Genomic DNA, 22485 nt, shown 5'->3' with positions numbered 1-22485 from the left:
GTTCTTGCTTAATCGAAGTTCCTTTTAATAAACTAGCATGCACTTTTAACCAGTGCTAACAAGACACACACTTAGGGAGTGGAAACATGAGCTCAGTAGAAGAACGCGTAAAGAAGATTGTTTGCGAGCAGTTAGGGGCTAAAGAAGAAGATGTAGTACCACAGGCTTCTTTTGTAGACGATCTGGGCGCTGACTCTCTGGATACAGTCGAACTGGTAATGGCTTTGGAAGAAGAATTTGAAACTGAAATTCCTGATGAAGAAGCAGAAAAATTGACGACTGTTCAAGACGCTATCGATTACGTACTAGCCAATCAGTAATCGTTAGTTTTCTTTTCGGATATTAAAAAGCCGTATAACAGGATTCTGTCATACGGCTTTTTTGTTGTAGGCTTTTGGGAGATTAGTTGAATGAGTCAAAGACGAGTAGTTGTCACTGGACTGGGAATGCTTACTCCATTGGGTAATACAGTAAAAGATTCCTGGGATGGTATTTTGGCTGGTAAAAGTGGAATCAATACGATTGAACACTTTGATGCTTCCGGGTTTTCAACTCAGTTTTGTGGCGTAGTTAAAGATTTTGATCCAGTTGAATACATTGATAAGAAAGACATCAAAAAAATGGATGTCTTTGTGCAGTACGGTATGGCTGCTGCAATTCAGGCAATTACTGATTCCGGCTTGGAAGTAACCGATACTAATGCGCATCGAATCGGTATGGCATTAGGTAGTGGTATTGGTGGTTTGGCAGGCATCGAAGCCAGTCACCAAACCTTGGTGGATAAAGGGCCAAAACGGGTTTCGCCTTTTTTTATTCCATCTTCCATCATTAATATGATGTCCGGCAATGTGTCTATTCGTTATGGAATGAAAGGGCCAAATATTGCAATTGTAACAGCATGTACAACTGGAACTCATAACATTGGCTATGCCGCTAGAACGATTGCTTATGGCGATGCTGATGTCATGATTGCTGGTGGTGCAGAGAATGCCTCTACCCCGTTGGGGATTGGTGGGTTTGCTGCCTCAAGAGCCTTGTCTCAGCGCAATGATGATCCTCAGGCAGCCAGTCGCCCTTGGGATAAAGACCGTGATGGTTTTGTATTATCAGATGGTGCAGGTGTTCTGGTTCTTGAAGAGTATGAGCATGCAAAAGCCCGTGGTGCGAATATTTATGCTGAGTTGAGTGGCTTTGGTATGAGTGGGGATGCCTATCATATGACTTCACCTCCAGAGGATGGTGCCGGAGCTGCAATGTCGATGCGTAATGCGATGATGGATGCAAAACTGAATCCAGCAGATGTTCAGTACATCAATGCACACGGTACATCTACCAGTGTGGGAGATGCTGCAGAGTCTAGAGCGGCGAAGTCAATCTATGGAGCGGATTCAGATAAGATTCTGATGAGTTCGACTAAGTCAATGATTGGTCATTTATTGGGAGCGGCTGGTGCTGTTGAAGCAATTTTCAGCGTACTGGCGATTCGGGATCAGGTTGCGCCGCCGACAATTAATTTGGATAACCCTGGAGAAGGGTGTGATCTGGATTATGTTGCCAATGAGGCCCGGAATGTGAAAATTTCCCATGCGTTGTCTAACTCCTTTGGTTTTGGTGGAACGAATGGAAGTTTGATATTCAGCAAAATATAATTATCTCTAAGCCGGTGCCAGCCGGCTTTTTTTATGCAAATTTTCATTAACTACAATATTCACAATTCTCTGAACCTGCCTTCGCGCATGGCATATGGAGACGGAATTTTTGAAACCATTCGAGTAGATGGTGGACGGGTTGCGTTTCTGCAGTCTCATTTGACTCGTTTGCAGGAAAGTGCGGTTTTTTTTGAGCTTTTGCCGAAAAAATTCGATTGGACGGAGTTTTATTGTGAGCTTGATAACGTTGTTGATAAGCTCCATGACGGCGTCCTGAAAATTCTATTGGTCAGAAAATATCGGGGTCGTGGCTATCGTTATACGGCTGATTCTGGTAGTGAGATTATTATGGAATGTTACGACGGAAATATTCCATACGGATGGCAAACTGGCCCTGCTAATATAGGCGTTTGTTCTATTCCTTGTTCCATAAACTCAGTGTTGGCCGGACATAAACACCTGAATAGAATGGACTCGGTTTTGGCCGCAAGAGAGGTTCAAAAAAAAGGATGGGATGATGGGGTTATGTGTTGTCAGGAACAGGTGATTGAGACAACATCTGCCAATGTGTTTGTCGTACAACAAGGCAGTATTTTAACTCCAGAAATATCAGTGGCTGGCGTGAATGGTGTTATTCGCAGGATCTTATTGAGTGAGACGAGTTTGCCAATCAGAGTGATTCCCCGATTGACGCTCTCTGATTGTCAGAATGCCCAAGCCTTGTTTTTGACCAATGCAGCCAAAATAGTATGGCCAGTGAACTCATTAACGGTTAACGAACGGATTATTCGTTACGATCTGACCAATCCATTATTGGAGCGTGTTCTCAGCGACTTTAGAAATAGGTTGTCATGTTGAAAAAAGTTTTGTTGTCTTTTGTTGCGTTGTTGATTACCGGATCAGTTTTTTTGGCTGGTGCGGTCATTTATTTTGCAAATGAACTGAATCTGCCCATTCAGCTCCAACAAGAGCGAGTGGTTCAGGTTGCTCGTGGGAGTAGTTTATCAAAGGTCATTTATCAATTGGCAGCGGACGACATTGTCGTTCACCCCAAACCGCTTATTTTGTATGCGCGTTACAATCATCTCACCAATATCAAGGCTGGAGAATTCCTGGTGAGTCCGGGCATGACTAATGTTGAATTATTACATCATTTTGTAGGTGGTGATGTTATTAATTATCGGGTTACGTTAGTAGAAGGCAAAACCTTCAAGGATTATCTGAGTTTATTGCAGGCTCAAGATAAACTAGAGCATAAAACAGCTGGATTGACTCCAGAGGAAGTCGCGAAAAAGCTAGAGCTGGGTCAGTTTTATGAAGGCTGGTTTGCGCCGGAGACCTATACTTATCAACATGGTATGTCGGATCTGGATATTCTCCAGCTGGCATATGAGCGTCAGAAAAAACTGCTGGCTGAGGCCTGGGCGCAAAAGCAAGATGGCATTCCTGTGAAGTCTCCTTATGAAGCACTGATAATGGCCTCGTTGATAGAAAAAGAGACTGGAGCAGTTCATGAGCGGCCACTGATATCTGGTGTGTTGTCACGCCGTTTGCTGAAAGGTATGCGTCTGCAGTCTGATCCCACAACGATTTATGGTATGGGGGATCGATACAATGGCAATTTACGGCTTAAGGATTTGCAAGAGGATAATCCTTATAACACCTATAGGATCAAAGGGTTGCCACCTACTCCTATCGCCAATCCCGGTTGGGATGCAATTTTGTCGGCTGTCCAGCCGGCAGGTGGTAAGGCTCTTTATTTTGTTGCTAAAGGTGATGGCACTCATCAGTTTTCTGATACATTGGTTGAACACAATGAAGCTGTGCGCAAATATCAGATATTTAAGCGACGCAAAGACTACCAATCAGCACCGGGCCAGAATTAATGACAACAGCACAGTTTATTACGCTGGAAGGCGTCGAAGGGGTTGGTAAAAGTACTAACCTGGAGTTTATCTGTCAGTGGCTGGCTGCTCATAACGTTGACTATGTTGTTACCCGGGAGCCTGGTGGTACCCCATTAGCTGAAGAGCTTAGAAATATGGTTTTGTCACATCGTGATGAAATGGTTGATGCTCAGGCCGAATTATTGATGGTATTTGCAGCCAGAGCCCAGCATTTGAACACGTTTATCAAACCACATCTGGCTAAGGGAACTTGGGTAATATCCGATCGTTTCACAGACGCGTCTTTTGCTTATCAGGGAGCCGGTCGGGGGATATCTATTCAGGATATTCTCGCTCTTGAGCAGTTGGTGCAGAGGGGATTTCAACCTGATTTAACGGTTTATTTGGATTGCCCTCCTGAGATTGGGCTCGCGAGGGCTTGTCAGCGCGCTGAGCTTGATAGAATAGAGCGAGAGGATATTGCTTTCTTTGAACGTGTCCGGGCTGCCTATCTGGAAAGAGCGGCAGGTTTTCCGGGCCGCTTCGAAATAATCGATGCATCTGTAGATTTGCCTGGGGTTCAGGAGCAGATTGGGCAAATGCTGCAAAGCAGATACGGTTCGCATTGATGACATTCCCCATATGGTTTGAGCCTGTTTATCGGGCCCAGTTACAGAGATTCACGCAGCAAAAATTGCCTCATGCGATACTTTTGAGTGGTGGGCGTGAAAGTGGAGCTGAAATACTGGCAGACCGGCTAGCTGAAAGAATATTGTGCCAACGGGATAATCAGTTTTCCTGTGGCCAGTGCAAGGCTTGTCTGTTAGTGGGGGCTGGGAGCCACCCTGACTACCTTTCTGTCAGAGTGGATGGTGGAGCCTCACAGATAAAGGTTGACCGAATCCGGGCGCTGATTGAGTTTTCCCAGGCAACAGCTCAGGTAGGGCATTATAAGGTCATTGTGATCCATGAATGCCATAAAATGAATCTGGCTTCTGCAAATGCACTGCTTAAAGTGCTGGAAGAGCCGCCATCGAACACTTTTCTGATACTGCAGACTGATTCTGCGGAAATGTTATTGCCAACTATTCGTAGTCGCTGCTCCGTGGTGCCTGTGCCCGTGGCTAGCAAAGAGCAGGCTGCAGAATGGTTGCGCTACAGTAGCTTTGCTGACGATCGTGTGGAGTTGCTGCTGGAAATTTGCTCGCATAATCCATTTAGGGTTTTACGATTACAGCAACTGGATGCATTTACTGTCCGTGATACGATGGTCAATGGCTTTAATCAGTTAGCTAAGGGGGTGGTATCACCCGTGGAGTTGGCTCGTAGTTGGTCAAAATTCAATGGTGAAGTGCTTTATGGCTGGCTTAATCTTTGGGTTGTCCAATTAAGCTGCTTTGTTGGTTCTGGCGGTCATCGTCCAATTAGTGACCCGGACATGGCGAAGTTTCTTAAATATACGGCAAAAAAAGCGCATGCTCCAAGCATCTTTGCATTTGCAGACTATATTTTAGAATGTGTTTCTGTATTTAGATCACAACAAAACCTTAACCTGCAATTGATGGTTGAGAATACTCTTATACGGTGGCACGATCTTTTAACTGCTTGATTATATGGTAAGAATTGAATGAATATTCCGGGTGCGCGAAGTGGTATTTTGTCTCTGACAATGAAAGATAAGGCGGTTTTGTACGCAGCCTATATGCCTTTTATTATCGGAGGAGGGTTATTCATTGCCACGAACAAGAAGTTTGGTCTGGGAGATGATGTTTTTCTGTTGCTCAATCTGATGGAGGAGCCGGAAAAAATACCTGTTGCAGGTAAAGTAATCTGGATTACCCCGCGTGGAGCTCAGGGAAATAGGGCGACAGGGATTGGAGTTCAGTTTGATAAGAAAAGTTCGTTGGCGAAAGATAAGATTGAAACTTACCTCGCGGGCGCGTTAAGCTCAGAGAAGCCAACTCATACGATGTAAGCAAGAGCGTGCAATCTTATTGGTTTCCGAAAGAGTTTTGCGATCAGTTCATGAAAGACGGTTGCCTTGTTGAAGGATGATGGCGGTCGCTATCCGTAGTGTTGGCTGGTGGTAAGTGCACTCATAGCTAGCGTGGAAAGAGGACATGCTAACACCTAATGTAAAAGCCCAGACCAACGACCCCAGAGAGTTCCAGCTTCTAAATACAGCTCTCAATCTGTTTATTCGTGTTGGAATTGAAAAAGTGAATCTCCAGCACATCATTAAATCTGCAGCCCAAAGTAAAAGTACTTTCTACCGTTTTTTTGAGTCAAAAAATGATCTGATGGCCAGTATATTGCTGGCGAATGAAATGGAGCTGTCAGACCTTCTAAATACTCATTCTGATCCGAAAAAGCTCGTTGATGCTTATATTCGCTTCCGGCTCCAAAGTTTTGATAAATACATTGTCATCACCGAGATCGAGCGGTTACTGGAGGAGCAGGGGTGTCAGTTGGAGAAGTTTTTAGCCTGGAAGAGGCTTCGTGGTGTTCAGGTCGACATGATCAGCCGAACATTGTCGAGTCAGAAAATGGATAAGCGGGGAGGCGAGAGTCCGCGTTATTATTATGCTCTGATATGGGCTCTAATTCATGGTACTTCACACCTATCCCATAATACTTTCTTCCATCAGCTGGTTGAGGACCGTCGTGGGTTCACCAAGTTTTTGTCAGATGCTACGAACGGAATGTTTGGTAATTTATGAAACTTGACGATATCGCCACGCATCTTGTTGATCATAAGGTGCCTCCCGTGCACTTATGGCATCCCAGGCATTGTGGTGAAATCGACATTCGTATTGATCGCAATGGGCGTTGGTTTCATGAGGGTGAAGAAATACGGCGTACGGCTTTGGTCAGGTTATTTTCGTCTGTTCTATGGAGCGAGAATGGGGAGTTTTATCTTAAAACCCCAGTAGAACAGATGAAAATCCAGGTTGAGCTGGAACCCATTCTCGTTGTTGATGCCGAAGAACGCGTAGATGGCTGGCATTTCCGGACTCAGTTTGATGAGGATATTCGACTTGGGGCTGAGCACCCTTTGGAAATGTGTGAGTGTAACGGGGAGCAATATCCGCGGATCAAGGTTCGATATGATCTGTGGGGGATGTTGGAACGCAATCTGTTTTATCAGTTGATTGATCTTGCGCTATCCATTGATTCAGAGGATGGTCATCTCACTGAATTGTTTTTGGTCCATGATGACGATAAGTGGAGTTTGGGCTCTTTCGAAAACCCCTGATAATTTGTGTCATACCTTTTGATAAAGATGGATTCTGCGTTTGGGATTATTATTAATCCATGATTGACTGAGAGAGTGTGCTGATCGGGCAGTCTGGGCTTAGGTATATAGGCTCTCTATTTGAATCTTCGCAGTACTAGAGGCTTACCATGATCGCTAGTTTAGAGCAGAGTCAGCAGCATCGCAGGGACGTTTTGAGGTTGCTTTTATGGATTACTTTTATTGGCGGATGTCTGTTTAGTGTTGTTAATACTATCCGGGGGTTGTGGTGGCTGGCTGGCCTGGAGATTGTCTACGGCTTGTTTTCACTGGCATTGATTAGAATTATCCGAACGACGACTTATATTCAGATATGGACGTTGGCTTATCTGATTCCCTTCTTCAGTATCATGATGTATGCGCTGTACATTCCCAATACATCATCAAGCACATTTGTCTGGGTTTTGACGATACCAGTGCTCAGTTATCTCTTGTTGGGACGCAAAGTTGGATTCTGGTCTTCGCTGGTCTTTGTCGTTGCAGGTATTGTGATATATCACTTTCGATTTATGACTGGTAATTTCCCTTTGAATGTGGCGACGACTCTGAATATTACGTTGAGCTCAATCGCGATGATGAGTTTTGCTCACATATATGAACGTAATCGGGAAATGAATGAGGAGCGATTGCTTGAATTGGCTGGAACGGACCGGTTGACCGGTCTGGCTAACCGAATGAAACTGGTGGAATCATTTGCCCGGCTAAGTGCTCTTGCCAGTCGCAATCAAGTCCCGCTGGCAGTTGCATTGGTTGATCTTGATTTCTTTAAAATGATAAATGACAAGTATGGTCACGGGGTTGGGGATGAAGCACTTTGTCATTCGGCTGAGCTGCTTAGGTCCAAAACCAGAACAACCGATATGTTAGCCAGAGTCGGCGGCGAGGAGTTTGCTCTGATTATGTTGTCTGCCACCAGATCGGATGCTGTCGGTCATCTTGAAGAAATCCGAAAATTGTTTCATAAGTCTCCAATATGGGTGGGTAGTCAGAAGGTTCCAGTTACGTTTAGTGCAGGTGTTGCAGAACTCAATGCGGATGGGGTTGATCTCGATACCCTGCTGTCTAAGGCCGATGGTCGCTTATATCAGGCTAAGCGTAGTGGCCGGGATCGCGTTATCTCGGTTGATGACGTTCAGGCGGCAGTTGAATAGGTTGCAGCCATCCGTTCTGTTTATGTCCAGATGCCCAGGGCCTGTCTACACTTATTTCTTTGAACCTGTTATTGGCTAAAAAGATCGCAATTAAGTGATGTGGTATTCCGACGGTAAACGTGAAGCTTCGTCATTCTAAGTGAACGTTGACCAACGCAATGTGCGGCCTTTTTAGCCATAACCCCTCGGGCTGAGGCCAGTGTCACTCAACTCGGCGTTGCTCGTCACTCATTTAGACCTGCTACTAAAACGTCAGGAACGTTTTAGCGTGTGGGTAAAGCTCATGGATGAGCTTTACAGCATCACTCCTCGTGCCTGGATTTGAGTGAAACTGGCTCTCAGCAGGCCGATGAAATGAGTGTAGACAGGCCCTAGTCTCTTCTCAAACTTTCCTTGACTGCAATTGGATTCGGGAAGTTAAAGATTACTATGTAGCTCGAAAGCGCGAATGTGATGATTGCAGTTGCCTGGACCAGTAAAGAAGCCTTTTCGCCGATCAACAAAGAGGTGGTGGCAATATAGGCGATCAGGATCGAAAATTCACTGTTCTGCCCTAATCTGAACCCAACATCCCAGGCCAGTTTGGAGCTTTCACTTTGTTTTCCAAGTAATAACCGGAAAGCAACAGGTTTTAAACCCAGGTAAAGCAAGGCCAGTGTCATAGCGGGAATGATGACATCGCTCAGCAGAGAAAAATCAAATGAAGCGCCGATGGAGAAGAAGAACAGGATGAGGAAAAAATCCCGCAGTGGTTTTAGGCTGGAGGCAATGTATAAGCTGATTGGGCTACTGGCTATGCTGACCCCTGCAACAAAGGCACCTATTTCACTCGACAGGCCAACGGCTTCGGAGGCAGAAGCCAGGCCCAGGCACCAACCGATAGACAATAAAAAGATGTATTCCTGAAAACGATCAAATTTTTGCAGCAGCGGCAGAAAAATAAATCGGACTATCAACCATGCCCCCGCAATCAAAAGCGGTAGAGATATCAATGTAATCAGATAATCAAAAACATCCTGATTGCCTTTGCTCACACCTCCCAGTCCCAGCAATACGATAATGGCAATCATATCCTGCAATAACAGTAATCCCACCATCAGTTCTCCGGTATGACGATGATGCAATACGGTAGTCGGCAATAATTTGATCCCGATAATGGTACTGGAGAACATCATGGCCAACCCGACAATCAGGCTTTCAGTGGTTGAAAACCCGAACATATAGGTAGCAGCAAAGCCACAGGCAGCAAAAATGATACTGGAGGCAAGCGCCACGGTAACGGCTTTTTTTAGCGTATGTAGTAGATTAACCGGCTGCATATCCAAGCCGATTAAAAACAACAGAAAGATAATGCCTATTTGAGATATCTGGGAAATTGATTCTGAGGTTTCTATCCATCCGGTTCCAAATGGCCCGATGACTGCACCGAGAACGATATATGCAATGAGTAATGGTTGCCGGGTGAACAATGCAATCGTTGCAAACAGTGCCGCTCCAGTGAATATCAGGAAAAAAGAAAATACCAGCGTACCTTCATGCATGTGGATGATCCATTAACTTGAATTGTAACAAGAGTGCCAAAGGCACTCTCGATAGACAAGGAGTTTAAGTGACGGGGTAGAGAAGAGATTAATTCCGATTGGGAAGGATGTCTTTCAGTTTGTCATGCATCTCGAGAATCATGTTTTCAGTTGTTTGCCAATCGATGCAGCCATCTGTTACAGATACGCCATATTTGAGCTGGGACAGGTCGGATGGAATATTCTGATTACCAAAATTAATATGGCTTTCAATCATCAATCCAACGATAGACCGATTGCCTTCGAGGATTTGATTAACGACATTAGCTGCCACCAAGGGTTGCAGGCTGGCGTCCTTGTTGGAGTTTGCATGACTGCAGTCCACCATAATATTGGGGGCTAGCTTTGCTTTCTCCAGCGTGGCTTCGCACTGAGCTATACTGACAGAATCGTAGTTGGGTTTGCCATTGCCTCCACGAAGTACGACATGGCCATATCCGTTACCTTTGGTTTTGATAATTGATACCTGACCTTCGCCATTGATGCCAAGAAAGCTATGTGGGCTTGAAACACTTTTCAGTGCATTCACTGCCACATCAAGGCCACCATCTGTGCCGTTTTTAAAGCCAACTGCACAGGACAAACCGCTGGCCATTTCCCTGTGAGTCTGAGATTCGGTGGTCCGGGCACCAATCGCAGACCATGAAATCAGGTCCTGAAGGTACTGAGGTGAAATCGGATCCAGTGCTTCCGTCGAAGTGGGAATATCCATCTCGGCGAGATCAAGCAGTAATTTTCTGCCAATATGCAGCCCGTCCTGTATTTTGAAAGAATCATCCATATAAGGATCATTAATGAGTCCTTTCCAGCCGACGGTGGTTCTGGGTTTTTCGAAATACACGCGCATAACCAGATAAATGGTATCTGAAACCTGCTCTGATAAGCGCTTGAGTCTTTTGGCATAATCGAGAGCGGCGTCAACATCATGAATAGAGCAGGGGCCAATGACCACGAATATCCGGTGGTCTTTGCGGTCCAGGATGTTTCTGATTGTTTCGCGGCCGGTTTCGACTGTGTGGCGTGCTGTCGTAGTAAGCGGCATTTCTTTATGCAGATCAGAGGGTGTAATCAGCACTTCCTGTGATTCGACATTTAAGTTATTGATCTTAGTCGGCATGAGGGGTCCTAAATAGGCTAGTGTTAAACAATGTACGTTTGATTATTTGACAATTATTGCATTTCTCTTTGTCAATAAAAACATAAAATTAAAGTTTAGTTTTTCTTGTAAACATTGCATTACAGAGGTGTACATGACCAGAAATGCGAACAAGAGTAAAGGTTCTGATACAGTTCGCGCGATCGCTATAGTTGTAGGGGTGTTTGTTGTGATCGTTTTCTTGGTAGTACTTTTTGGTCAAGGGATAATTAGTAGCCCGGACAAGACAGTCAGTACTTCCGAAGGATCATCTATGGGGTTGGATAGCCAGGGAGCCAGTAACATCAATATTCAATATGCTCATAATATTTGTCAGGCAGAGATTCGCCGCAAATATAAAGATGAGCTGCAACATCTCAGTTTCGACGCGCGGTCGTCGAGATTCAACGAAAAAGTCAGGATGTTCCGGGTTTTTTATTCGATGGATCTGATCTCAAATGGTGTACCCATACGAGACACATGGGCTTACTGTGATGTCTCGGCAGTCACGGGCAAAATCGAAGAAATCCGCCTGAAATCTGAGTCCAACCGGCTGTTTAATATGTTTGGAAACTAACGCCTGCTTTATGTGCCTGCTCCCTTGTCTACCGTTTATAAACTCCGAGAGACAAGGGGCGACTGTGGCATATGTTGAAGGGAATCAGTATAAGCGGGAGTAGTAGCTTGACAGCATGGTATCGACGGAGAATGCTTCGTAGCAGTCGTTAATGCTCGCCTGCATGATACTGATCCAGCGATCACGGTCCTCGTAATAAGTAGGAATGACTTCCTCACTCAGTACTGCAGACAAAAATTCCGCATCCCTTACGTCCTGGTCATCTTTACTGGTTGGGACTTTGTCGTCTCCGATGGCCCACCCGTTTACGCCATGATTGCAGGCTTCCGGCCACCATCCATCCAGAATGGAGACATTGGGAACGCCATTCATTGCAGCCTTCATCCCAGAGGTGCCACAGGCTTCCATAGGGCGTCTGGGGTTATTCAGCCAGATATCGCAGCCACGGGTAAGCATGGCGCCAACCTGCATATCGTAGTTTTCCATAAAAACCACACTGTCTGGAAACTCTTTGGACAGGGCAATCAGGTCTCGGATGATGGCTTTGCCATAATCGTCAGCAGGGTGTGCTTTTCCGGCAAAAACGACCTGATATGTCCCCTCCTGCAACAATTGACGTAGCTTTTCACCGGAGCTGTAAATTAGGTTTGAGCGCTTGTAGGGGGCCGCTCTGCGAGCGAAGCCGATCAACAGTTTGTTTGCATTCAGAGTGACTTCGTTGCGTTCCTTGATGAACTCAATAAGTTCGTTTTTTAGCTGGCAGTGTCGTTCCCACAACAACTTTGGATTTTGACGGTTTTGATATATTGCATCGTCAACCCAGGTGCCATGATGGATACCGTTCGTAATCGCAATGATTTCACTTCTGTCCCCAACATCCTTCCACATTACATTGGCAGTTTCTCCGTGCAGCTGCGCTACGGCATTGGACAACCTGGAGAGATGTAAGGCAGCAACCGTCATATTAAAAGGACGGCCACCGATTTCGACCATTTCTGCCTCACTGAGATGCTGATTGGCACCCAGTCTGATCAGATAGCTTAGGTCATGTTCTTCGTTGCCGGCTTTTACCGGCGTATGTGTCGTGAATACAATTTGCTTCTTAACTGCTTCACGCGCCTGGCTGAAATTAAGCCCATGGTCTTCCATCTGTTCACGCAGTAGTTCTATGCCGGCCAGGATGGCGTGGCCTTCATTAAAATGATATGTCTGGATATCTGCGTTAACTGCGCGCAGGTATTTGATGCCGCCAATTCCCAATACCATTTCCTGTTTCACCCGTTGTACATGATCACCTCCATAGAGGCGGTCAGTAATTAGGGGCTCTTCATTTTCCGGCAGATCCGTATCTAACAGTATGAGTTCTTTAACGCCAATTTCCGGCTTCACTTTCCAGGCTTTGATCATGACCTGTCTGTTTTCAATCGTAATGGGAAATTTAATGCCAGTGTCTTCGAGCATGCTGTAGTCTGCAACTGGGAAAGAATCCATTAGCAGACCATTTTTATCGACCGTTTGGGTGACGTAACCGTATTTCCATTTAATTCCGATGGCAATTAACGGATAGTCGTTATCCTTAACTCCTTTGACATAATCGCCTGCTAATACACCCAGCCCACCTGAGTAGGTTTTTATATCATGTCTGAGTGCATATTCCATACAAAAGTAAGCTACGTTTGGTAAGTCGGACATAATGGGGTTCCCATAAGAAAATGGTAAGAAACACAGTCAGTGTAGCAATAAAAATTACTACGTTTACGATAAAAAGCAAAGCAACAAAAATTTGTAAGTTTCATTGCAACAATTGATGCCAGTGACTGATTTCAGGGAAATACAAGTACATCTTGATAGCTGGGAAATTTTTTGCCATTAAAGCTTTACGATAAATATCCATCTGACTTTGATAAACCTGACTTTCATGTTCAAGAAACTCTTCCAAAGTCTGCCCGGCTTTGGGGCAGCTGGTTTTATAATCGACCAGCCAAGTTGTATTATCGTGCACAACGATGCGATCGATAATCAATGTTCTCATCCTGCCACCTGCTTTAAACACCAGCTGATATTCGCTTCTGGAGTAGTCCGCGCCATCGGCTGTCAGTAGCCACTGTAATCTCTCATCAGCACTAATATTTGTCAGCATGCGACTGGCGCGGGACATAAATGTTGGTTGTTCAACTTGGGGGATGGCATGACGCAGAGCTTCATTTAACAGCCAGTTTTGTATTCTTTCGTTATCTGGGTTCCATCCAGCGGCGTGTTTTTCCAGGAAGCGATGGATAACCGTACCAAGGCGCCGTTCCAATGTATTGAATTCCTGTTCAGGATGGTTGAAAAGGTTTTCTGGAGGTGGCGATGCCAGACGCCAGGGGTCCAGTACTCCAGAGTGCGGCTCAGAATCTGCGGTTGCCCGATGTTTTAGGCGAGTGATTCTGGTGGAAGCAGACAGTTCTGTTGGCGCAGTAGTCAGATCCGCTACGGGGATGACGTCTATTAGGTTCTGGATTTCCGGCCAGATTTCGCCTGCCAGAGAATTTGCTGAGGGTGGTTTGAGCATTTCGGTTTCTGCGTTATATGTTGTGCAGAAACTCAGGTGAAGTGACTGAATGGCCCGTGTGCAGGCAACATAAAGCAGTCGTCCCTGTTCGAATTTCTGTTTGATTTTATTGAACTCATTGAGGTACTTGTACAAGCCTGTTTTGGTACCTCCGCGTGATTCAATGGGAGCGAGTAATAGATTTGCCCTATTATCTGACTGAACCGTTTCCTCCCACAGCAGAAACCCTGGTTCGTCACTGCGCCCCAATTTGTTTAGCCCGACTAAAAACACATGGTCGAACTCCAGGCCTTTTGATTTATGCATTGTCATAATTTGTACCGGAGTCGATTCCTGTACTGTGGTATTAATAAACAACCGTTCCAGGCGTTCATGAACTTCCCGCATTGAACAGGGTTGATCCAATTGACTGATCAATTGCAGGTAGGAATGGACGGCATTATGACTGTTGCTGTCCGGGTAAATTACATATCCTCCTAGCCGCCGCCAGATCATGTCGAGCCATTGTTGTTCAAAATAACGGGCTTTGTATTGATATGCCTGGTTAATTTCTTCGATAAAAAACAAAATCCGGGAAATTTCCGGCAAGATGATCTCTGGTGCGGAAATGTCCTGACGCAGTATGCTGCTGAGTATGCTCAGATGGGTTCTTTTTTCCTCAAGTGCCAACTGATTGATGGCAGCAATCTGATCCAGTTTTAATCCCAGTAGTGGCGAGCGCATCAGGCTCAACCAAACCAGACTATTGCCGGGATATCTTAAGGCTTCATGTAATAAGCAAATGTCATTAATCGCCGGGAGTTTCTTCAGACTGTATATGTCGACTGCCTGAAATGGGATTTTTTGCCGTCGTAACAATTCTATCGTCGGCTGCAGATGATTACGGTTTTTGGCTAGTACGGCAATGGAAGCAGAGGGTGCTTGTTGTTTGATCTGTCTGATTTGCTCGACGACATGAGCTGCCTCGCTATTGTCAGCAAAATCATCCACGGCTACGTGAACGGTGACAGGCAATGGCAGGGCGGATTTTATAGCCGTTGATGGGTGGTAAGATACTGCAGAGTACTGAATATTGTCTTGAGGCGGCAAAACCTGACTGAAAGTGCGGTTGACCCACTCTACAACCTGTTGATGGGAACGAAAATTACTTTGCAGTCGTATGCGTTTGAGTGAGATGTTGCCGATCCCATGATCACGGATATTCATGAACAGACCCACTTTGGCAGCCCGGAATCCATAAATGGATTGCATTGCATCACCCACACAGAACAGCGTTTTTCCGTCGTTTGGATGCCAGTTTTGTGTGAGTTTGTCGATCAGCCTGACCTGAGAAAAGGACGTGTCCTGAAATTCATCGACCATCAGATGCTGAAGCTGATAGTCCAGGGCCAGGGCAAGATCAGTAGGGGCATCATCATGTTCCAGCGCTTGCAAAGCCTTAAGTGATATTTCTGCAAAATCAACCTGATTGTGCTGGCGAAAAACCAGAAACAAGTGTGCCACCAGTTGTGGTAGCAGGACCATCAGGTCGCGGATGATATCCTGATCCTGGCTTTGAGTCGTCAGGTCAGGAAACTCCTGTAACTGTTTTAATAGCATTCTCAATTGATTATTTTCAGATAATTCTACGATGATGCTTTGCATCATTTTTTTATTTTGTTCATTAATGCCTTTTCCTGTGGGAAATCCCGAACGTTTATCGAGTCGTTTTTTCCATTCTCCTTTTTGGGTTAGCAGACTATTTGCCAAGAAGCGGAAAAAAACCATATTTTTGGCGTCAGGTTGAAGACTGAAATCAGTGATTTTCACTTCTGCCAATGAGTCATTTTGTTCCTGTTGTAGGTTGCTGATGCAAAACTGCATCAATGGCTCCAGCTCCGATACATTGTGCGTACCCAGTCCGGAAAATACCTGCACCAGCAGATCGGTGGCATGGACATGCAACATTTGTTGCAGTTGTTGTAAATCTTCATCGCTGGAATTCGCAGGATCAAAAATCAACGGCAGTGCGTGGAGCCATTGATCACGACTGCGCAGCATTTCGATCGCTAGTTTTTCAAAATCCGTCCAGAGGTTGTCGCGATGTGCCAGCATACGTTCAAGTGCCGGTCCCCAGTCTACGTCTGGATTTTGGTCATAGGCATGTAATAACGACCTGACTGCTTCCTGGTAAAGCGGTTGTGGATTCTCTACCGGTTGTACAGATGCACCAAAGGATGTATTCAGTGGCAGGTTTTTGACCAGAAAGGCGCAAAGGGAATCAAAGGTTCGAACACTCAAGCGCCCTGGGTTTTGAATCAGATTCCAGCCATGTCGTTGATCATTGGCCATGGCGGCGTTCGCCAGTTGCCAGTTGTTTTTTTCATGATCAACCAAAGGCTCCGGGTCATTCGCTTTTCTAAGTGAGCGGATTATCCGGTCCCGCATTTCCTGGGCGGCTTTTTTGGTAAAGGTAATGGCCCAGATTTTTTCGGGTTGGTCTACCAGTGCCAGCAATTTTAGAAAGCGTTGGGTCAGTAGTTCGGTTTTACCGCTACCTGCTGGCGCTTCACATAAAATGGATTGCTGAATATTCAAGGCATCAATTCGAGCCTGAGTGTCGATAATGTCAACCATGGTTTGGGTTCTCCAGCTCAATTCGACAAAACGGCTGCTGATCACATTGACGGCAGACAGTCGGGGAGGTGGGGCGCGCGACAATGGGCTGTGAAGGTATCTCTTCGGCCACGCGGGATAATATGGTATGCCATAGTTCGACCAGCTGCTGAAAATTTTCCGGAGATGGAATTTCTTTTGAAAATGCCTGTGTGACAGGTTTGATCGTTTCTATTTCATTAACGTGGTTGTCCTTAACACCGATGAGTTCCATGTGCCCGGTTTTCAGGCTCGCAAATGCGGCTACTTTGACTTCCTGTTGAAACACCAGGCTGTAGATCGGAACCTGGGGGTCATTGACGCGGCCATTATTCAGCCAGGCGTTCACATTGGTTTCCCCGGTTTTATAATCGACAACCATTAATGAGCCATCGGCGAGTTTATCGATGCGATCAAAACGAATGTTCAGTGTGAGTGTTCCAATGTCATACTGCTGGCTGCTTTCGTTAAAAATGACTTTGAACGGAGGGCGTTGCTTCTCTATCTCAAGCCATAACATCAGTATTTTGCACAGACGTTTGACCTCCAGGTCCCGATGGATAGGAGAAATATAGCGTCGGGACAAAACACTGTAGCGGTTGACTCTTCTTCCTATCAAACCAGCAACCAACTGAAACAATTCTTCGGGATCATATTCCAGTAGTGTCTGTTGGTCTCGTATTTGCCGCCATAGCTGTTCCATAATATCGTGTAGCAAAATACCGCGGTCCTGATAATCCAGCCCAATGACCGGGTCAGGCGGCGCTTCTGACTTCATAATATGCTTAGCCCACGCTTTGAAAGGACAGCCGATATAGTCTTTCAGAAAATGAGTTCCACCGGGTAACGGTATGTTCTGGTCCAGATGTATAAGGCTGTGATCAGCGATGGTTTCTGTTTCAATAAGGGGCGCCGAAGGTGTAGAAGAAAGCAGTGAAAGTTGGTTTTCCCCATGCTGGAATAATGGTGACAACAATTGTGTACTGTCGTTATCAGAATGAACGTAACTGACCCAGACCTCACTGCAGTGTGAGAGCCATTCGGCAGTAATCTGGCGGGCATAATTCAGTTCTTTTTCAGCACTGCACTGAGGAATATTTTTTTGCTTCTGCAATGCTACCGGTATGAATGGGTCCGGGTTGGAAGAGGGGGGCCAGTGATTATGATCCATGCCACATATCCAGATCTTATCGAACAACAGGCCGCGTGATTCCAAAACACCCAAGACTTGTAACGGGCTGTCGATGGTTTGCAGGTGAAATTGTGTCTGTTGTGCAGTTTGCTGCAGATATTGTAGAGCTGCTTCCAGGCCAATCGGTTTTTGAATAACCGCTTCCAGGCTGGCGCACTCATTCATGATGTCTTGCCAGAGGGAGGCCTGCTGATATTCATAGGTGTCCAGTTCATGGTTTCCCGGCCACCCTGTTAATGTCAACTGTTGTTGAAACAGATGTAGCCATTCCCAAAGGGTTCGCAGGACTTGGCGCTTGCTGTACTTGGGGACAGTGCTGGACAGTTTTGTCAGTGTATCATGTAGTGCTGTACAACCGGTCTGTTCAGTTATTTCGATCAGTTCCGTTAACCGGATAGTTGGGTTTTTGCGGGCGCGAATATGCCGGTCAATCATACCGGCCTGCAAAAAATCAGTGTGTTTTGGCAACAGAAAATAGGGTGAATGCAGTACCCGGTCAATGGCGTCTACCGGAATGTCCTGATGATTCAGTGCCAACAGGTTCAGCGCATCGCTGATAACCTGAAAAGAGGTTGCGCTATGGCTGGCCGATATATTGTAGCCAGGACTTTGTCGTTGCTGAAATGTGGTCCACATATCTGGGTGAAATGCCTGTTGCAGCAAACTCTCAACCTGAACAAGGTCTTCACTGAGCTGAGGTGCAATGATGGCAATTTTCTGATGACTGTTTTGCTCCAATTGAGTCTTAGCCCAGCTGATGGCGGCCTGATATTGTTCCTGAGCATCGGCGTAGTCGCTGACATACAGGTGCTGATGAGGCTTTTGTTCGACAAAGAAAACGGGGTCAATGCCTTTGAGTGCAACCTCCAAAAAACGCTGTTGCAAGGGCGTGAGTTCAGGAAATTCATAAAGAACAACCAGACGCGATATTTTGATAGGTTGAGTCAGCAGCCAGTTGGCCAGCTCATATTCACAAATACGTCGCTGTTGTTTGAGCAGTCGCTCAAAAGCTTCCAACCAGTCAATAAACTGTTCAGTGCCCTGATGTGCCGTTTGTCTCAGTTCCGCTACCGGGATCTGATAGTGAGTGATCAGGGTGCGGGTTTTTTGCAGTTGACGGGCAAGCCCTCTCGGGTTGAGCAACTGATTGTCGGCTTCTCGCAGAACCTGATTCCAGAGCAACAGCTCCTGCTGCGAACTGAGCAGAATGGGGACATCGCGACCCTTCAGGTCCAGTCGGTTATAGAGTGCATACAGCCATTGATTCCAGGCATAACTGGCTAACGGTTCCCAACAGGATTGATCCTGTAATAGGTTATATGCGGCCGTGACAGTACGGCTGAGCCGCAGGTTCGGGGAGACAAAAACGGGCTGTTCAATCAGCCATTCCGGATGTTGTTCGAATAATGAAGTCATTGGGCCCTGATGACGGTGAAATAATCTCCACTATTCGTAACGTATTCAGAATTTAAAAGAAAGCGTAACGCAAACCTAATACCAATAACATGGTTGCGAGGATGGGATTCATAACTTTGTTTGGTAGCATTCTGGAAACCTTTGCTCCCAGGTGTATTGATGGCACCGAACCCACTAGTAATGCAGCCAGCAGACCCAAATCGACATGGCCGAGCGCAAAGTGAATGCCACCGGCCACAAATGTCAGAGGTACTGCGTGGGCGATATCGGTTCCGACAACACGGGTGCCCGTGAGTTTGGGGAACAACAGCATCAAAACAGCGGTACCGATTGCTCCTGCACCTACCGATGACAGTGTCACCAGCACCCCCAGGATGGCTCCGAAAGCTGTTGCCATGCTATAGCGGTGGGGTGGGTTTTTGGCTTCATAAATTCCACCCGCCAAGCGGCTCAACTGCTTGCGAAAAATCAGTACTACAGCTGTAATCATAAGCATGACACCGAGACTGGAGGTCAGTAATCCCGCGTAATTGTTACCATGACCCAGCATGAACTTTAGCAGCAGCCCTGTTATCAATGCTGAGGGCAGGCTGCCCATGGCAAGACTGCGCATGATTTTCCAATCGACATGGCCCATGCGGCTATGACTGATTGCGCCGCTGGTTTTAGTGAATGCCGCGAACAACAGGTCTGTGCCAATGGCGGTGGTCGGAGGGAAGCCGAACAGCAACAGCAACGGTGTCATGAGGGCGCCTCCACCGACACCGGTCAGGCCTATAATAAAGCCGACTGTTGCTCCTGCTATGACGAGTTGAACGAAGTCCATCGTTATAAAAAACCGCCCTGATATGATTATTGAGTGGTAAATCTAGACATTCGTTACTATTCTGCAAAGTAATATTTGTTTATATTTTTATAACAGAAAGATGAAGTTTAGGTTGAGTACTTTTAATATGCTCTAATAAACGCTCTTCAGAGGAGGGACGGCAATCATGAAGCTTCAGCAATTAAGATACATTTGGGAGGTCGCACACCATGACCTCAATGTCTCCGCGACTGCGCAGGTGTTGTATACCTCCCAGCCTGGAATCAGTAAACAGATCCGATTGCTCGAAGATGAACTGGGTGTGGAGATTTTTGCTCGTAGTGGCAAGCACCTAACCCGGATCACTCCTGCCGGAGAAGCAATATTAAGGGTTGCCGGAGAAATTCTGAAGAAAGTTGAAGGGATTAAACAGGTGGCTCAGGAGTTCAGCGACGAGAAAAAGGGTAGTCTGTCCATTGCTACGACTCATACTCAGGCCCGCTACGCATTACCCGATGTGATTGAGGATTTTATTAAGGATTTCCCCGATGTATCGTTGCATATGCACCAGGGTACTCCCATGCAGATTGCGGAGATGGCAGCCAATGGAACGGTTGATCTTGCCATTGCCACTGAAGCTATGGAGCATTTCGCAGACATCATTATGATGCCTTGCTATCGTTGGAATCGCAGTGTGATTGTGCCCAAGTCACACCCCCTGGCTCATCGGTCAACGCTGACCATTGAAGAGCTGGCCACGTTCCCGCTGGTTACTTACGTATTCGGTTTTACCGGTCGCTCAAAATTGGATGACGCATTCATTTCCCGCGGTTTAAATCCCAAGGTCGTGTTTACGGCAGCCGATACAGATGTGATCAAAACCTATGTACGGCTGGGGCTCGGAGTGGGTATTGTTGCAAGTATGTCGATAGACCCGGAACAGGACCATGACCTGGTGACCATTGATGCCAGCCACTTGTTTGAAGCCTCTATCACCAAGGTTGGTATTCGCAAAGGGACCTTTTTGCGGGCATATATGTATAAATTCATTGAACGTTTTGCCCCACACCTGAGCCGTAGCGTTGTCGATGAGGCTATGTTGCACAACAATAAATCCGAACTCGACAGCCTGTTTGATCATATTGCCTTACCAACATACTGATGACCTGGGCTGCGGTTTATTCCGTACTTGTTTTTGTCGTTATTACTCTGGGTTTGGGTCTCAGGATACTGACACGCAATAAGTCCGTTGGTGTGACGCTGGCGTGGTTGTTTCTGATCATGATCTTCCCCATCGGCGGAGCGGTGCTCTATTTGATCTTTGGAGAGCAGAACCTTGGGTTTATCCGTGCCCGCAGGGCCCGGGAAATGTATCAATTCTATGGAAAGTGGGTATTGGGACTCAGAAGTCACCCCTCCCGTCTGGATCCGGCCCGGCATTATGCAGCCAAACCGCTATGGGATCAGAGTTACGGGGCAATTCGGTTACCTGCTTTTCAGCACAATACTCTTGAGATACTGGATACTCCTGAAGCCATTTTAACGGCTATGCATGCCGACATCGTGCGCGCTCGTTCCAGTATTCTGCTGGAATTCTATATCTGTCAGGCAGATGGTCGCATACTGGCGTTGCTGGAAGAATTGATCATCGCGGTCAAACGGGGAGTGGAGGTCAAAATGCTGCTCGACTCCGTTGGCAGTCGCCAGTTTTTTCGAACTGCTATCTGCAGGCGTTTGCAACAAGCGGGCGTGGAAGTGGCGGAAGCTCTGCACGCCAATCCGCTGCGAATGTTGTTTCAGCGTCAGGATTTGCGCCTGCACCGAAAAATTCTCTCAATTGACGGTGAGATAGCTTATACCGGGTCGATGAACCTGGCCGATCCTGAGACGTTTCAGCGAGAGGCTAATGTCGGAGTCTGGATCGATCTGATGGTTCGGGTTGAAGGGCCGACTGCTGAAATTCTACGCGGCGTGTTTTTGATGGACTGGGAGATGGAAACCGGGCAAAAACCCAGTGCAAGCTTGCGCTATCCAAGTTTTGAGCACAGAGAAAAGCCTAGCATTCCGATTCAGGTGGTGCCTTCCGGTCCGGCTCTGGCCAAGGATAATCTGATTCACCTGTTGCTGACGGCCATCTATCAGGCCCGGAAACGGATTATAATCACTACACCTTATTTTGTGCCGGATGATGCCCTGATACTGGCGCTGAAAGCGGCAGCATTACGGGGACTGGAAGTGACTATTTATCTGCCGTTCCGTAATAACTCGTTTCTGGCAAAACATGCGGGTCGTTCGTTTTTTGAAGAACTGTTGCATGATGGTGTGATTATTCGTCGTTTTACCGGGGGGTTATTACATACAAAATGCGTGCTGATTGATGACGACATCGCACTGGTAGGGTCGGTCAATCTGGATATGCGGAGTATTTGGTTGAACTTTGAGTTGACGCTCGTAGTCAACGATCTTGAAACCACCCAAAAATTATACCGGGTGGTTGCTGATTACCATCAAAAAAGCCAGCCTATCAGCTTTCAGCAGTGGTCCAGTCGTCCTTATTATCGCAAAGTGATTGAGCACTTGGCGCGGCTGATGAGTCCATTACTGTAGTCAG

General features: G+C 46.4%; 19 protein-coding genes. 13 read left to right on the top strand and 6 right to left on the bottom strand.

Annotated elements, in window-relative coordinates; genetic code table 11:
• Nucleotides 1-86 precede the first annotated feature (86 nt).
• The 10 genes from acpP (at nt 87) to ACQY6I_RS08065 (ending at nt 7981) form a co-directional block, all read left to right on the top strand.
• Nucleotides 87-320, top strand: coding sequence for an acyl carrier protein (gene acpP / locus ACQY6I_RS08110; RefSeq protein WP_044617648.1), 234 nt, complete (start codon nt 87-89; stop codon nt 318-320).
• A 90-nt stretch (nt 321-410) separates the two neighbouring features.
• Entirely contained in the window at nt 411-1649 is a 1239-nt protein-coding gene (fabF, locus tag ACQY6I_RS08105; protein ID WP_428240969.1) for a beta-ketoacyl-ACP synthase II, read from the top strand.
• Between the two features lie 33 nt (nt 1650-1682).
• Nucleotides 1683-2507: an aminodeoxychorismate lyase gene (pabC, locus tag ACQY6I_RS08100; protein ID WP_428240968.1), complete on the top strand. Its 825-nt coding sequence runs from the start codon at nt 1683-1685 to the stop codon at nt 2505-2507.
• Nucleotides 2501-3535: an endolytic transglycosylase MltG gene (mltG, locus tag ACQY6I_RS08095; RefSeq protein ID WP_428240967.1), complete on the top strand. Its 1035-nt coding sequence runs from the start codon at nt 2501-2503 to the stop codon at nt 3533-3535. Before pabC ends, mltG begins: the two co-directional genes overlap by 7 nt.
• Complete coding sequence (gene tmk / locus ACQY6I_RS08090) at nt 3535-4164, top strand: dTMP kinase (protein ID WP_428240966.1); 630 nt, start codon at nt 3535-3537, stop codon at nt 4162-4164. The genes mltG and tmk overlap by 1 nt, the downstream gene beginning before the upstream one ends.
• Nucleotides 4164-5144 carry a DNA polymerase III subunit delta' gene (holB, locus tag ACQY6I_RS08085; protein ID WP_428240965.1) on the top strand — a complete coding sequence of 327 codons (981 nt, stop codon included), beginning with the start codon at nt 4164-4166 and terminating at the stop codon, nt 5142-5144. Before tmk ends, holB begins: the two co-directional genes overlap by 1 nt.
• A gap of 18 nt (nt 5145-5162) precedes the next feature.
• Nucleotides 5163-5510, top strand: coding sequence for a PilZ domain-containing protein (locus ACQY6I_RS08080; RefSeq protein WP_428240964.1), 348 nt, complete (start codon nt 5163-5165; stop codon nt 5508-5510).
• Nucleotides 5511-5655: 145 nt separating this feature from the next.
• Nucleotides 5656-6255 (top strand): TetR/AcrR family transcriptional regulator, encoded by a 600-nt coding sequence (locus tag ACQY6I_RS08075; protein WP_428240963.1) that lies wholly within the window; start codon nt 5656-5658, stop codon nt 6253-6255.
• On the top strand, nt 6252-6791 hold the full coding sequence (locus tag ACQY6I_RS08070; protein WP_428240962.1) for a DUF1285 domain-containing protein: 540 nt from the start codon (nt 6252-6254) through the stop codon (nt 6789-6791). The genes ACQY6I_RS08075 and ACQY6I_RS08070 overlap by 4 nt, the downstream gene beginning before the upstream one ends.
• 149 nt (nt 6792-6940) lie before the next feature.
• The gene (locus ACQY6I_RS08065; protein ID WP_428240961.1) at nt 6941-7981 is read left to right on the top strand and encodes a GGDEF domain-containing protein; all 1041 of its coding nucleotides are present in this window, start codon (nt 6941-6943) and stop codon (nt 7979-7981) included.
• 371 nt (nt 7982-8352) lie between these two features.
• On the opposite strand, the gene ACQY6I_RS08060 is transcribed toward ACQY6I_RS08065, so the two are convergent.
• Entirely contained in the window at nt 8353-9522 is a 1170-nt protein-coding gene (locus ACQY6I_RS08060) for a cation:proton antiporter (RefSeq protein ID WP_428240960.1), read from the bottom strand.
• Nucleotides 9523-9610: 88 nt separating this feature from the next.
• The gene (locus tag ACQY6I_RS08055; protein WP_428240959.1) at nt 9611-10678 is read right to left on the bottom strand and encodes a 3-deoxy-7-phosphoheptulonate synthase; all 1068 of its coding nucleotides are present in this window, start codon (nt 10676-10678) and stop codon (nt 9611-9613) included.
• A 133-nt stretch (nt 10679-10811) separates the two neighbouring features.
• On the opposite strand from ACQY6I_RS08055, the gene ACQY6I_RS08050 reads away from it, so the two are divergent.
• The gene (locus ACQY6I_RS08050) at nt 10812-11273 is read left to right on the top strand and encodes a hypothetical protein (protein ID WP_428240958.1); all 462 of its coding nucleotides are present in this window, start codon (nt 10812-10814) and stop codon (nt 11271-11273) included.
• Between the two features lie 84 nt (nt 11274-11357).
• Here ACQY6I_RS08050 and glgP read toward each other — a convergent pair whose 3' ends face one another.
• The 4 genes from glgP to ACQY6I_RS08030 form a co-directional block, all read right to left on the bottom strand.
• Nucleotides 11358-12965, bottom strand: a complete 1608-nt coding sequence (gene glgP, locus ACQY6I_RS08045) for an alpha-glucan family phosphorylase (RefSeq protein ID WP_428240957.1) — start codon at nt 12963-12965, stop codon at nt 11358-11360.
• A gap of 100 nt (nt 12966-13065) precedes the next feature.
• On the bottom strand, nt 13066-16443 hold the full coding sequence (locus tag ACQY6I_RS08040) for a UvrD-helicase domain-containing protein (protein ID WP_428240956.1): 3378 nt from the start codon (nt 16441-16443) through the stop codon (nt 13066-13068).
• The gene (locus tag ACQY6I_RS08035) at nt 16436-19069 is read right to left on the bottom strand and encodes a PD-(D/E)XK nuclease family protein (RefSeq protein ID WP_428240955.1); all 2634 of its coding nucleotides are present in this window, start codon (nt 19067-19069) and stop codon (nt 16436-16438) included. Before ACQY6I_RS08035 ends, ACQY6I_RS08040 begins: the two co-directional genes overlap by 8 nt.
• Nucleotides 19070-19121: 52 nt before the next feature.
• A complete protein-coding gene (locus ACQY6I_RS08030) occupies nt 19122-19895 on the bottom strand; it encodes a sulfite exporter TauE/SafE family protein (protein ID WP_428240954.1) in 774 nt (257 codons plus the stop codon).
• A 166-nt stretch (nt 19896-20061) separates the two neighbouring features.
• On the opposite strand from ACQY6I_RS08030, the gene cysB reads away from it, so the two are divergent.
• Nucleotides 20062-21036, top strand: coding sequence for an HTH-type transcriptional regulator CysB (gene cysB, locus ACQY6I_RS08025; RefSeq protein WP_428240953.1), 975 nt, complete (start codon nt 20062-20064; stop codon nt 21034-21036).
• Nucleotides 21036-22481 (top strand): cardiolipin synthase, encoded by a 1446-nt coding sequence (gene cls, locus ACQY6I_RS08020; RefSeq protein ID WP_428240952.1) that lies wholly within the window; start codon nt 21036-21038, stop codon nt 22479-22481. Before cysB ends, cls begins: the two co-directional genes overlap by 1 nt.
• Nucleotides 22482-22485: the final 4 nt, after the last annotated feature.

It is taken from the genome of Gynuella sp. (assembly GCF_050297175.1).
Classification (GTDB): domain Bacteria; phylum Pseudomonadota; class Gammaproteobacteria; order Pseudomonadales; family Natronospirillaceae; genus Gynuella.
Note: the sequence above shows the minus strand (reverse complement) of the source record. Positions and strands in the feature narration are given on the sequence as shown.